Source organism: Microbacterium sp. (assembly GCF_051953575.1).
Classification (GTDB): Bacteria; Actinomycetota; Actinomycetes; order Actinomycetales; family Microbacteriaceae; genus Microbacterium.
Genome location: NZ_JBQCIP010000303.1, coordinates 13,156 through 25,821, shown reverse-complemented (window position 1 = coordinate 25,821; position 12,666 = coordinate 13,156). Strand labels below are relative to the sequence as shown.

The window sequence follows — 12,666 nt, the reverse complement described above, 5'->3', positions numbered from 1 at the left end:
CGACCTGACACGCAATCCTGAGCATGACCGTGAGGCGCCGACGCGTTATGGGTGGTGCTCCTTCGGCGGGGCAGCGAGGGGCCGCCCCGCTATTGTGAGGCACCATGACGGCTCTCGTATGGGTGATCGCCGCGCTTGCGGTGGTCGTGCTGGCCATGGCGGTGTGGGCATGTCGGTTGCAGCGATGGTCAGGCGTCTACCGAGATGTCATCGAGGCGCACACTCGCGCTCTCGCCGCGCAAGGCAGCGAAATCGCGCAGCTTCGAAACGACCTGCTCGAGGCGCAGATTCGACTCGACCGGCTCGACCCGCAGTGAACGATGACGTGTGTGTCGTCGCTCGAGCCACTCATGCGTCGCCATCGCCACGATCCCTCTGCGGGCGGTGCCCGTTCGAGGCCGATGCGTGCAGCTTTGGTGGCTCAGCGAACGTGCTGCTTTGACCCGCCGGACGTGACCTTGCGGGCTGGTCGCGGGCGCTATCACCCGCACGCATAAATGACCCGAGCTGACCGGCGGCGTCGTCGACGAGAGCTTCGGCTTGGGTCAGCGTTGGCGGTGAGGTCCATGGCGCGGCCGCGACAGCTAGCAGGCTGGGCGGTGTCGACGTCACGCGGACGCAAGGAGCTGCGGCGCACAATCCCCCAGTTCCCCTGCCGCACCGGGCGGCCGAGCGTCGCCGTAACGACCATGAGCCGATCCATAACGACATTGTCCAGACCGCAAGTACTCGCCCACATGAGGATGCGTTGTCGTCACAACTACTTGTGGCGCTTGTTCGCCCTGATCGGATTCTGGGTGGGATCGAAGCTCGCCACGATGCTCTTTGACGTCAGCGCTTCGAGGAGCGCGATCGCCGCCGCTGAGTTAGGAATCTTCGGCTTGTCCCAACCGACGTAGGTCAACTTCTCGTACTCGCCGCCTAGCGCACGCAGGACCGCGAACAGCTGTTCAGCCGTCGCATTCTTCACATACGGGCGGAGCAGCGTCAGTACCTGCTCCGCGGGGACGCGGCTGGCGGCCATCTGAGCCACGAGCGGGAAGCTGATGATGATCTTGAACGCGACCGCGAGTCGGGCCAGCTGAAGAAGCCCTGCCTTGCCGCCGTACGGCGCGTAAGCGTCCGCCGCCTCCACGATGACGCGCTTCGCGGCGTCGCTCACGGTCTGGCTCGCGAGGACCGGACCCAAGTCTCCCCCGACGAGCTCGGAGGTCGCCCACTTTTCGAACTTCGGGGAATGCCGCAGTACGCGTTCCCTGGTCGCCCAGTCGGCGTCGGCGAGGTGCTCGTAGGTCGCGGCGCTGTCCGATATGACGTTCCGGGCCCGAAGCTCGCCGAACAGGGCGCCGCTCTCCGCAGGAACGGCGTCGGCGGCGACATACTTCTTCAGGTCGAGGCTCTCGGCCAGTTTGGCGCGGAGCACGGCACCGAGAACCGCTGCGGAAGATATCAGCGTCACTGCGAGCTCGCGTTTGGCGTCTTCGTCGGCGCCGTCGTGTTCGAGGATCGCCTCCGCGGCGCCCAGGACGACCGCGAGATGAGCGTCCGCTTCCCCGGCGTGGCCGAGATAGCGCGTAACGTTCGCGAAGGTGGCGGGGAAGCGGTTCTCCCGCGCCAGCAGCGCCCAAGTTTCGTCCGGCACCGTTCCGAGGTCCGCGATCCGGCTCTCCGCTGAGGCCGCGGCGACGACGTTTTCCACAAGCGCGGGCGCCGCTTCGTGAACTTCGGCAACCACGGAGGCGAAACCGGCGGCCGTCGCGTTCGACGGCGAGCGTCCGCCGACGGCGGCGAGGTACCCCGGCAGTTCGCGGAGCGCCTTGGCGTACGCTTGGCCGCGGCTGGCCGCCCTGAGTTGGTCGAGCGCCAGGCCGACGCCTTCGCCCACGGCCGACTGCAGGTTATCCGCGCTCATGTCGTAGATGCCAAGTCGGACGAATTCGGCGTGGACGCGGTCGCTGAGCGGCGAGAGGTCGGGAACGCTGATTCCCGCCTCCTTGAAGAGCGCCGCGAGGCGCCCCGCTGCCTGTGAGGTCAGATCCGCGGAGGTGACGGCGGAGAGTTCCGCGTAGCCGGCGAGCAGGTATCGCTTGACCGAGTCGTTGACGCGCTGCCGGGGCTTGTCGGAGAGACGCGCGAGGCACTCGCTGACGAGCGCCCGGCGTCCGTCGTCCTCCAGTTCGGCCTCGCCGACGAGGTAGGCGAGCACGCGCGGGCTGAGCGCGGTGAGCCGGCCTACCAGGTCTCGTGCGTGCGAGCCGGAGGTGAGGTAGCTCTGAAGGAACCGCTGCTCGTCGGACCCGAAGCGGGCCAGGGCGGTGACCATGATTCGGGCCGACGGGTTCTTCGTGGCGAGCAGGCGGTCGAGCACCGCGATGTTGTAGAGCGCGGGGTCGGCAAGCGCCTGTTCGCCGCGCTCGCGGACTACGGCGTCGACGTCAGCAGGTTCCAGCTCGAAGTGCTCGTCCATGAGCCCGCGCTCGACGTGGTGAATGATGAAATTGGTCGCGGCTGGGCTCACGCGGTCGCCGTGGAACGTGGACGTGTAGAGCGTGAAGTTGCGGTCGAGGTAGCCGGCCTTGACGAGCTCGAAAGCGAGACCGCGGGTGAGGAGCGTCTCGCCGACCGTTGCCAGCGGGACCCGCTCGTTTTCGAAGTCCACGAGAAACTCGGGGCGCTTGACGAGGTCGCCCATGTCGGCCGAGCGCAGGAACTTCAGCTGCTCCTCCAGCTCCGTGATCTTCTCGTCGGCCGCTTCGCTGTCGGCTTCCTTCCAAGCCTCGGGATCGAGCGTCTCGCCGATCAACACCTCGACGTCCGACCGGTTCAGCGAAATCTGATGGCCGCCGTAGTAGGGGTTGTTCCAGACAACGGCGGACGAGCCGTCTCCCTCGATGAGCGACTTCCAGAACGCGGCCGAGCGGAAGTAGTCCTCGGTCCGAACGCTCCCGGCGTACTGGTATCTCCCGTTCGCCTGCTGTAGGCCCGTCGTCCTCACCATCATGTCGATGCGATTCGTCAGCCGCTCACCCAGGCGGGGTGCCCTGGCGAGGGCGCTGCCCGCGCGCGCGAGCTCCTGCCGAGCGGCGCGGAGCTCCCGCTCGACACGCGCCACGTTCGTGACGACCAGCAACCGGCTCGCCTCGTAGAGCCGGTCGAGCTTGCTCTTGCCGAGACGGATCACCTCGAAGTCGCTGAGGTGGGTGCTCTTGTAGAGCATCATCGCGAACAGGTCGGTCTCGCTGAGGCCGAGTCCCTTGCCGTCGCCGGAGAAGATCCGGCCTCGGAACACCACGAACTCGTTGCGCACGTTCTTGAGGAGGCGCATGTCCGGGACGAAACGGCCCGCCAGGTCGACGAGGTCGTCGGACACTTGGTGCTTGATGCCGCGGAGGATCTGCGCGGTGAGGTTTCGCGCGCTACGGTGCGTGATGAAGGGGACCACCGGGATAACGAGGTCGAAGAACTTCGTCCGGTTTGCCCGGACCGATTCGGCCTGAGCGGGGTCGAGGTCGGCAGCCGCGGCGTCGGGCTTCCGTCCCTCGAGTTCGAGGCCGATGCGGTCGAAGATGCTGTCCTTGATCGCGTAAATGAACCGGACGGGTCGGTCCCCGATCTGAGGGGCGGCGTTCAGCAGCGTGTTGAGCGACCGCAGGGTCTCGAAGATGTGCGAGTCGTTGAAGCGATCGATGTCCTCGAAGATCACGACCCGGTGCTTGGAGGTCTCGAAGAAATACACGATCTCGTCGAGGTACTGGTCGAAGTACGAGACGGACTTCTCGTCCAGCGTCACCGCCGCCGGACCCGCCGAGAACTGCTTGATGTGGATGCGGCCGTGCAGCAGCCAGCGTGCAAGGTACGCGGCCCCGCCTGCGGCAACGAACACCGCCGGGTATACCCACAGCCCAATCTCGCCCAGCGGGCCGAGCGTCTTCGTGATGATCGCGCCCCACCCGGCGATCAGGAAGATGAGGGTGACGACCAGGCCCGTCAGTCCGGCCAGGAGCAGCTCCCTGCCGGGGCTGAATCGCTCGATGCGGCGGAACCGCGAGCCTGCCGCGTTCTCTGGTTCCTCCCGGTAGAGGAGCTGCTTGACGATCTCCTGCTGGATCCGGTTCGTCGGCGTGGTTGCCTGGCGGGGCACCGAATCGTCCAGGTCGGTCTGGTCGATCGGCGCGAGCGTCGACAGCGACAGCTCGACGACCTCGTCGGCCTTGAGGCGCGACACCTCCTGCAGGATGCTGCTCTTGCCAACCCCGTAGTTGCCCGACAGCGCGATATTGCGGACCAGAGGATCGTCGAGCGCCTTCACGATCGCGTTCGCGTACTGGGCGTGCTCCGATTCGATGAAGGTCGGCGTGAGCGCGACCAAGTCCCACTCCTCGATCGGTTTAGTCTCGTCTCCCGCGTTCGTAGCCGCAGCCTCGGCCGATGGACTCGTCGCCATGTTCTCTTGAATCCCCATCCCCACAAGTGCCCCTGATTATGACAGCGGGGTCCGACAGATCCTGCAAGAGCGGTATGCCGGTGTCGCGGGAGGCAATCCTGGGCAACGCGCCGGCCGTCGCATCTGGCCGGTTTCTCGACGACCGCTGTGCGGAACGAGACGCCGGGAACGCGGTTTTGACCGCCACTCGCGCCTAGAACGGCGGAACGGCGTCGGCGGCGGCCGGCGGGTGGGGTGCTTCCGGCAGCGTCGCGCTGACGGGCGCCGGCGCGATTGGCCCTTTCGACCACTCGGTCGTCACCGACATGGTGCGGCTGTTCGGCTCGAACTCCTCGCCCAGTGGGGCGATTTTCGCTACGACTGGCACCTGCGCGGACACGCCCGCGATGACGCAGGCGCCCGTGGGCAGGATGGGCAGGGACTCGAAGGACACCCTGTCGAGGTAGGCGACGGCCTTCTCGACGGCGTGGATGTCGAGGTTGTTGATGAGGCGGTGCAGGAAGTAGTTGTGCAGCTGCGAAATGATCGTCTCGGAGATGTCGTGGGGCCGCTGGCTCGCGATGGTCAGGAAGACACCGAACTTGCGCCCCTCCTTGATGATTTCCTCGAACGTTTCGAGCCTGTAGTCGCGCCAGGCCTCGCTTTCACGTGACGACTCGGTCGACAGGATGTTGTGGGCCTCGTCGATGATGAGGTTCAGATAGCGCTCGTTCGAGGGATCCGACTCTTTCTTCTCGTCGTAGAGATGCTTGCAAAGAAGCATCGGGATGACCTTGCGCATCGACAGGCTGACGTCCCTCAGCGACACGACGGCCAGGGGTCGGTCGGCCAGCGGGGCGTCTGAGATCTCGACGAGCTTCTTGATGTCCGGCACCCGCGTTTCGAGCCGCTTGATCAAGGGCGACAGGTGCTCCCGGTTCGAGTACCCGCTGATGATGTCGCTGTAGTACTGGAGCACGATCTTGAAGCGAACGAGGTCGATGCCTTCGCGTACCTGGCTGAAGTCGACCGGCAGGCTAGTGATCTTGTCCTTCGTGAGGCTCTGCCACCGGGGGTTGTCTGGGTCAAGGGGCGGGTTGCCCCACGCGCCCCAGTAGAACTTCCTGAGGGTGCTGTTGTAGTGGAGGTTGACCTGGAAGTCGTCGAGCAGTGCTTCAAGTTCGGCGGGGGCGTGCGACCCCAGGCACGTCTGCACTTCGAGCAGGAGGTTGATGACGGTCTGCCGGTCGATGGACACGTCGTTGCTCTTCGTGGCGCGCAACACCATCTCGCCGATCACATCGAGCAGGTCCGCCGGGTTCGCGAGCCGGCGCTCCCAGAAGTCGCTGGCCAGCACGCGGGCGAGGAAAGGCGCCTGAGTCTTCTCGGTCGCGTCGAGGAGAACGGACCAGAAGGTCACGTCCTCCACTGCGGAAGCAGGGAGCGGGATCTTCGCACCGCCGTTTTTGAGGTGCGTCGAGAGCACGTACTCGCGCTTGTTGTCCGAGGAGGTGATGACGGAAGTAGACCGGCGGTTCTCGACGGCCGCCGGCCTGTCGACATACTCGCCGTTGAAGTCGATGAGGACGAACCGAGACCGCTCGCGGAACCCGGGAGACCCCGCGAACGCGTCGAACAGTTGGTGGTACAGCTTGGAGAGCGTGTAGGACTTGCCGCTGCCGGTGTTGCCGAAGATACCGATGTGGCTGCCGAATATCGCGTCGACCCCGACGACAACCCGTTGCGTGGGCTCCATCGCAAGTGATCCGATCTCGACCGAGGCGTCTCCCGGCGCGACGAAGGTATGGACGAGGCCGAACTCGCTCTCGCTCAGAATGAAGCACTCGTTGTCGAGAAGCGGCATCTCCCGGACGCCTCGCTCGAACTTCCCGTCCTCGAGGTAGCCGATGAGGCTGACGTCCAGCGTGCGGAACACGCGATCGTCGTCAGCCTTGAAGGCCGAGGAGTTGGCGCGGTTCTCGTCGACGTGTTCGCCGTCAACCTTTGCGATGAGCTCGACGAAGCCCTTCGAGATCTTGACGTAGCTCGCGACCGCGACGTTGCGGACGATGCCGCCGCGGTAAAGGAGATGGGCGCCGTTCTTGAGCTTGTCGACCTGGATCGATATCCGGCGACCTTCCACACCCGTTACGCGGCCGACCCGGAAGACCGCGTCGCGCTGCAGGTCGACATCGAAGTCACGCATCGGGCGTCGGCTCCGACCCCACTCTGACGTCCAGCTGGATCACCGGGTCGGCGGCGGGCACGGGGTCGCTGACAAGCGGGACGAAGTACGTCTCGCGCAGGCGGTCGAGGTCGAAGACGAGCTCCTCTGCGCCTTCCTCCGGAGCGAAGGGAGTGACGAACAGCACGTTGCCGTTTTTCACTTCTGGCTCCGGCAGGAGCGCATCGTAGGCCTCGCGGTCGGACCGCCGGTAGCAGAACACGATCACCTGCAGGGTCGGATTTGTCCGGGCGCCGCGGAGGACGAGGTCGCGGATGTGCTCGTCCCGGAACGAGAAACCGTGGACGAGAAGGAGGCTGTTCTCCTTCTCGAGCTCGTTGGCGAGCCGCCGGATCAGTTCGTAGTACGTCTCGTTGAGGACTGTCGTCGCGAACTTGCTCTTCTCGGGGTTGACGATCGCGAGGGTCCCGTATGCTTCGGCGAAACGGCCAGCCGCATCGGTCAGCGTCTTGCCGGAAGCCGCCGCCGCGAGGTCCGAGACATCGAGGCCTTCGGCGGACCTGATCGGGAGGAGGTCCCCCTCGGCGGCGTCGTAGACCTGGCCGACCTCGCCGACGCGTTCCAGTCCGTGGTCGTAGAAGATGCGTTCGCCGGGTGCGTCGTCCGCCTCGACCCGCCATCCGACGGATCCGTGGAGTTTGTATAGGTCGATCACCGGGATCTCGGATCGGCGCTCGAAGCGCGCGGTCTGCCGGTAGCGCGTGGAGCCGAACTCGCCGAGATCGAACCGAGGGCGGATCTTTCCGCTGAACCCGTCGATGACCTCGATGCCAAGCTGCTCCAGGGCTACCTCGAACGTCATATCGATGTTCGTCGTGAAGACGTTGGCCTGCTTTCCGAGGAGGGTAGACCGGCGGCGGAGCAGGATGTGGTTGAGGGTGCGGAAGAACTGCGCGTACGACCGCACGACGCCCGCCGCGGCGGCGTGAAGCGGAATGAGCTGGCGGTTCGGCCGCACGACCCGCTGGAAGAAGTAGCCCTGAATTGAGGCGCGCACGAGCGCCTTCTCCTCAGGTGCGACCACGAGATTGTCCAGTTCCGTTAGCGCCGTCTCGATGTCTCCGAGCCTCTCGAAGAAGATGCTCGGCGTGCCGGCCCCGATTAAGAAGCTGACATGCGAATCCTGGACCATCGTGCGGAACCGCTCGACACTCAGTCCGTCCGCTCCTCCGGGCCGCTGGGGCGTCGACGCCGAGACGCGCACTTCCGCGCTCATCACGAAGCCCCCTCAGCCGTTCCGTCGTTCTCCGTCAGTGCTGCTTTCGTGTGCTCGTCGCCTGCCCGCATGTCCCTGGTGCATCCTCGCTTTCTGCCCTGATTATTACAGTGAGGTCAGGCAGGTGAAGCAAGAGCCGCATCGGAGTGTCGGTTCGCAGCGGGGGAGCGCGGGCGGCGGCTGTCGTCAGTTCCGGCACGCCGACACCGGAGAATCGCTCGAAGGAGGGGCGGGTGCTGCCTCCTTTGGGCGCCGCACGCAAGCCGGTGCTTGAATGCGCGAGCTACATCGCGTGCGGCGCTGCCGATGACTGGCTTGGCGCGAAGGTTCGTATGACCGGCCCGTGGCAACGCCCGCAGAGCCCACGCCAAATGAACGACGGCTACTCGACGAACTCCTTCGCGAATCTCGCCGGCGACAACCACTCCTACCAAAGCACACCATCCCCGTGACCGACGAGAGCCAAGACAACGACGAGAGCCAAGAACAAGAGAGCAATGCACGCAGGCACTTGCTGTGTAAGCACTCGAGACTTAGACACGCTCGGCGTACTCTGGATCCGTGCGCGGGGGCCTCGAGCGGTGGAAGCGGGGTGTCGAATCGCAGGGCGTTCGGCAGGCGATGGCGTACGCGTTCAAGGGGAGCTGCGATTCGCATCTGCGCACCGTGACGGGGGTCGAAGCGCTCGCTGCCTACAGCGGCGCCGATGCCGCCGGCGTTCGGCGCTTCGTCGTCGAAGCCGGCGACGTCTCGACTGACGAGCTCAACACTGTCGAGCTCCGGCGCTGGGTCGACGGTCACGACCCTCTTACGGACGAGCCGCGCGGTCGCGAACTCACATCCCCTCACAGCGATCTTCTGCTCGACGGCACGATCAATGCGCCGAAGTCTTACAGCATCGCTGGCTTGATCAACGCGGACCTCGCTGCCGAGTTCGAGGCGCTGCAAGACCGCCTGCGTGAGCGCATCATCAGAATCTGGCAGCGCGAGCTCAGCGCTCGCCGCGGGGCGGGTGGCAGCATCCGTGAATCACTTCACCGGATTGAGGTCGTCGAACTCCAGCACCGACGCTCGCGCGCACTCGACCCTCATATCCACCGGCACCTGTGGCTGAACGTGAAGGTGCTCGGCGAGGACGGCAAGTGGTCCAACGTCGACTCGCGCGTCGCAATGAAACTCCACACGCTGATCAACGCGGAAGGTGAGCTGGCCGCTCGCACCGACCCGATGTGGGTCGCAGCGCTCGCACGCAACGGATACACGCTCGACACCGATGGAGAAGTCGCCGAGCTGGCTGCTGCGGTTCGACCTCTCTCGCGGCGGTCGAACCAGATCGAAGCGAACCGCGCCAAGCTGCTCCTGCAGTGGCGGGCACAGCATCCCGGTCAGGACCCCGACCACGACGTCATTCAGCAGATCGATCGGCGTGCGTGGGCGACCGATCGTCCGAACAAGCCCAATGACGTCGACGAGGCCGCATGGGAGAACCTCATCCGCGACGAGGTTCGCGCGATCGACGACCACCTGCTCGACTGGCGACGTCCATCGAGGCCGCACGCCATCGAGCGCGAAGAACTCGACCGTGACCTGCTGGCGGCGCGGGCGATCGTGGATGCCGACGCCCGCGCAACCTCGTATGGTGGCCGGTTCAGCACCTACGACCTTCGAGCTGGCGCGATGCGTGCGGTCGCGGCATCCGGAGTCGTCGCTGAGCGTGCGGGCCTGCAGGAGTTGATCGACGACGTCGTCCATCGAGGGCTCGGGCACGCGATCGACTTACTCGAAGCGGAGCGGCCGCGCCCTGAGCACATCAAGGGTTTCATGGCCGCGTCAACCGCAGGCTTGAAACTCGAACTCGCGGCCAAGTTCAGCGCCTTGACCTACGAGGGAGTCCGCGTGAGCGATCACGCGATCGACCAGATCGCGGCGAAAGTGCTGGACGATGGTGTCGCTCTCGACCGAGGCCAAGCTGCGGCTGCGGGGGCGATCGCCGGAACCGATCGACTCGTCTCCATCACGGGCCCGGCCGGCTCGGGCAAGACAACTATGCTGAGGGTCACCCGTGTCGCGCTCGACGCGCAACACCGACAACTTGTCGTCGTCGCTCCCACCAAGAAGGCTGCCTCTGTCGCGGGTCGCGAGATCGGCGCTGCAGCGCTCAGCCTTCATGCGCTGCTCGCCGACTACGGGTGGCGTTGGGGCCGCGATGCTGCCGGCGCCGAGCTATGGTCGCGACTGTCTGTGGGCGAGGTCGACGAGCGCGCCGGCACCGTCTACATGGGGCCTCGTAGGTTCTCGCTCAAGTCAGGCGACCGGATAGTGGTCGACGAAGCCGGCATGGTCGACCTCCACGCCGCCAACGCTCTTGCGGCGATCGCAAGCGAGACCGGTGCCGGCATCGCGATGGTCGGAGATCACCTTCAAGCGATGCCGGTCGGGCACTCCGGAGCGATGGCCTGCATGACCAGACGCGCGACCGCTGTCGTGGAGCTGACGGCGGTGCACCGATTCCGCGACCCTGACTACGCCGAGTTGACACTGCGCATGCGTGAACCGGCAACCAAAGAGCACGCTCTCGCCGTCGCCGCCGAACTAGACTCACGAGGACTGATCCATCGTGTGACGGATACCGGCCACGCGCGCGATGTGATGGTCGAAGCCTTCTTTCGCGCGGCCGCCGCTGGGCGACGGGTCGCCCTCGTCACCAGCACGAATGAGGAAGCCGACGCGATCAACGAAGCCATCCAAGCGAGGCGCGTCGACATGGGGCAGTTGCACCCCGAGCGACTCGTGATCGGCCGAGACGAGCAGAGACTGCTTGAAGGCGACATCGTGCAGACCAGGCAGAACGATCGCGCAGCGGATGTCGAGAACCGAGCGCTCTGGCTGATCCGACGAATCTCACCGACCTCGATAGAACTGGCAGCCCTGGGCGATATCAGTGACACCCGCTACGTCACCCTGGACTACGCGGCCGAGCACGTTCACCTCGCCTACGCCTCCACGGTGCACGGCATCCAGGGCGAGACGACCGACGAATCCATCGTCGGGCCGGGTGTCGACGCGTCTGGGCTGTACGTTGGAATGACTCGGGGACGCGTCCACAATGAGGCGATCGCGATCGCCTGGACGGCTGATGCCGCGCTGGACCGGATCGCCGACGCGATGATGCGTGGTGTGCCGGAGGTAAGCCTTGACGACTCGGTGCGCGCGGCTCGCGGCGAGCTGAGCAGAGCCGCCCTGCAGCCCGCAGATCCTGAGTCGGGCGTGACGCAGATGGCGGAGTGGTTGGATGCCGCCCGCACAGCGCTCGCCGACCTTGACGCGTTGATTGTCACCCAGGATGCGCGGGCACATGCGCGATCAGGTGCGTCGGGATCGGGCCTCGGGGACGCGCGGCGGCAGCGCGACCAGTTGCGCGAACGCTTCGAAAAGGTCGCGACGCAGTACGAGCGGGAGCTCGCGGATGTCAATGCACCCGGTCGCGCGCGCGCTGGTTCCCCGCAGCATTCGGGGCCGATGGTCGGGTGGACGCCGGACTCCGCTGGTTCGACTCTTGACCGTTGACCATGGGGCGGTCATTGCGTCGCGCGAGTGGGTACGACTGCCGTGACAGCGTTCGCCCAGACCCAGCACCGTAGCTGCGTCCCGCCGACCGTGGATTCGATGCCGCACGCGACGTCGTTCCACACGACGACGACCGCGTCGACCAGCATCGTGTGGGGGCCGAACCGTACCCACGCTCGGCACGGCTTCGGCTGAGGGTCGCGAGTGACGGGCAGCGCATCGCTCTGCAGCTCTTTCGGGGTGAGGGTCTGGAGCGGGTTCTCCGCGGCGATGCGCTCGAGGATGCGTGCGTCCATGCGGCGGTCGTAGTGGGCGGCGTATCGCTTGTTGGTACCCATGGCCGGCTCCGTTCCTCGGCCGGTCTCGACTCTACCGTCTGTCGAACATAAGTACTAAACTGCCCGCATGACTTCTATGCAGGTTGATCATCCGGCAAGCATATGGATGGTCGACGACGTCCCTGACCGGATGGTCTTTGCGGGCAAGCGCTGGCGGGTCACCGATACGCCGACAAGACTGCGTGACGCGGTCTGGGGCGCGGCGCTTGACGGAAGACGTTCTCTCTATGGCTGGCGATACCAGGCCACAAGCGAGGCGGGCGAGGTCGTCATGTTCGATGTCTTCCGCGACAAGACGGAGTGGCACGTCCACCACACCTACACCTGAATCGGCCAGAGACAGAAGAGCGGGGCGCGAGTACGCTGACTCTCGCCCCGCTCTCCTGTTGCGATGGGTCAGCGAGCAACCTCGGCGCCGGTGGATGAGACCGGTGCTGCTACCGGCCCCGTGGCGGAGCGATCCGCGGCGGGGCCGTTAGCTTTTGGGGCGCGCTCGACCGCGACGCTCGCGAACTTGAGCGACGCGCCGACGTTGTCCGCGACGATGTCGCGGGTCTCGCGGGTGTTGCCGGTCTCCTTGTCGACGTAGCTGCCGAAGCGGAGGTCGCCGGCGACGATGACGCTGTCGCCCTTGCGGAGCGACGTGGCCACGTTGCGGGACTGCTGGTTGAACACGACGACGCGGTGGAACACCGTGCCTGCGTCTTCCCACAGTCCCGTCATGTCGTTGAGCCTGCGGTCGTTGACGGCGACGGTGAACCGGGCGTACTCGTTGCCCGACTCGCTGGCGCTGTGCTCGGGGTCACCGGTGAGGTTGCCCTCGATCGTGACCGGGATCTTGGTCGTCATCCTTCTTCCTTCCATTCAGGAGACACGG

At 65.7% G+C, this 12,666-nt stretch carries 9 protein-coding genes; 4 read left to right on the top strand and 5 right to left on the bottom strand.

Going from position 1 to position 12,666, the window contains the following annotated elements; translation table 11 throughout:
- Window positions 1-104: 104 nt before the first annotated feature.
- Window positions 105-317: a hypothetical protein gene (locus ACTHNQ_RS19420; protein WP_440335575.1), complete on the top strand. Its 213-nt coding sequence runs from the start codon at window positions 105-107 to the stop codon at window positions 315-317.
- A 443-nt stretch (window positions 318-760) separates the two neighbouring features.
- On the opposite strand, the gene ACTHNQ_RS19415 is transcribed toward ACTHNQ_RS19420, so the two are convergent.
- From ACTHNQ_RS19415 to ACTHNQ_RS19405, 3 genes are all read right to left on the bottom strand, one after another.
- Window positions 761-4,444: a YobI family P-loop NTPase gene (locus ACTHNQ_RS19415; RefSeq protein WP_440335574.1), complete on the bottom strand. Its 3,684-nt coding sequence runs from the start codon at window positions 4,442-4,444 to the stop codon at window positions 761-763.
- A 193-nt stretch (window positions 4,445-4,637) separates the two neighbouring features.
- Complete coding sequence (locus ACTHNQ_RS19410; RefSeq protein WP_440335573.1) at window positions 4,638-6,629, bottom strand: ATP-binding protein; 1,992 nt, start codon at window positions 6,627-6,629, stop codon at window positions 4,638-4,640.
- Window positions 6,622-7,872, bottom strand: coding sequence for a hypothetical protein (locus ACTHNQ_RS19405; RefSeq protein ID WP_440335572.1), 1,251 nt, complete (start codon window positions 7,870-7,872; stop codon window positions 6,622-6,624). Before ACTHNQ_RS19405 ends, ACTHNQ_RS19410 begins: the two co-directional genes overlap by 8 nt.
- A gap of 245 nt (window positions 7,873-8,117) precedes the next feature.
- Between ACTHNQ_RS19405 and ACTHNQ_RS19400 the strand changes: the two genes are divergently transcribed.
- Entirely contained in the window at window positions 8,118-8,336 is a 219-nt protein-coding gene (locus tag ACTHNQ_RS19400; RefSeq protein WP_440335571.1) for a hypothetical protein, read from the top strand.
- Between the two features lie 109 nt (window positions 8,337-8,445).
- The gene (locus ACTHNQ_RS19395; protein ID WP_440335570.1) at window positions 8,446-11,451 is read left to right on the top strand and encodes an AAA family ATPase; all 3,006 of its coding nucleotides are present in this window, start codon (window positions 8,446-8,448) and stop codon (window positions 11,449-11,451) included.
- Between the two features lie 11 nt (window positions 11,452-11,462).
- Here the strand turns inward: ACTHNQ_RS19395 and ACTHNQ_RS19390 are convergent, their stop codons facing one another.
- Window positions 11,463-11,789: a hypothetical protein gene (locus tag ACTHNQ_RS19390; protein ID WP_440335569.1), complete on the bottom strand. Its 327-nt coding sequence runs from the start codon at window positions 11,787-11,789 to the stop codon at window positions 11,463-11,465.
- A 106-nt stretch (window positions 11,790-11,895) separates the two neighbouring features.
- Between ACTHNQ_RS19390 and ACTHNQ_RS19385 the strand changes: the two genes are divergently transcribed.
- On the top strand, window positions 11,896-12,117 hold the full coding sequence (locus ACTHNQ_RS19385; RefSeq protein WP_440335568.1) for a hypothetical protein: 222 nt from the start codon (window positions 11,896-11,898) through the stop codon (window positions 12,115-12,117).
- A 68-nt stretch (window positions 12,118-12,185) separates the two neighbouring features.
- Here the strand turns inward: ACTHNQ_RS19385 and ACTHNQ_RS19380 are convergent, their stop codons facing one another.
- Complete coding sequence (locus ACTHNQ_RS19380; protein ID WP_440335567.1) at window positions 12,186-12,638, bottom strand: single-stranded DNA-binding protein; 453 nt, start codon at window positions 12,636-12,638, stop codon at window positions 12,186-12,188.
- Window positions 12,639-12,666 lie beyond the last annotated feature (28 nt).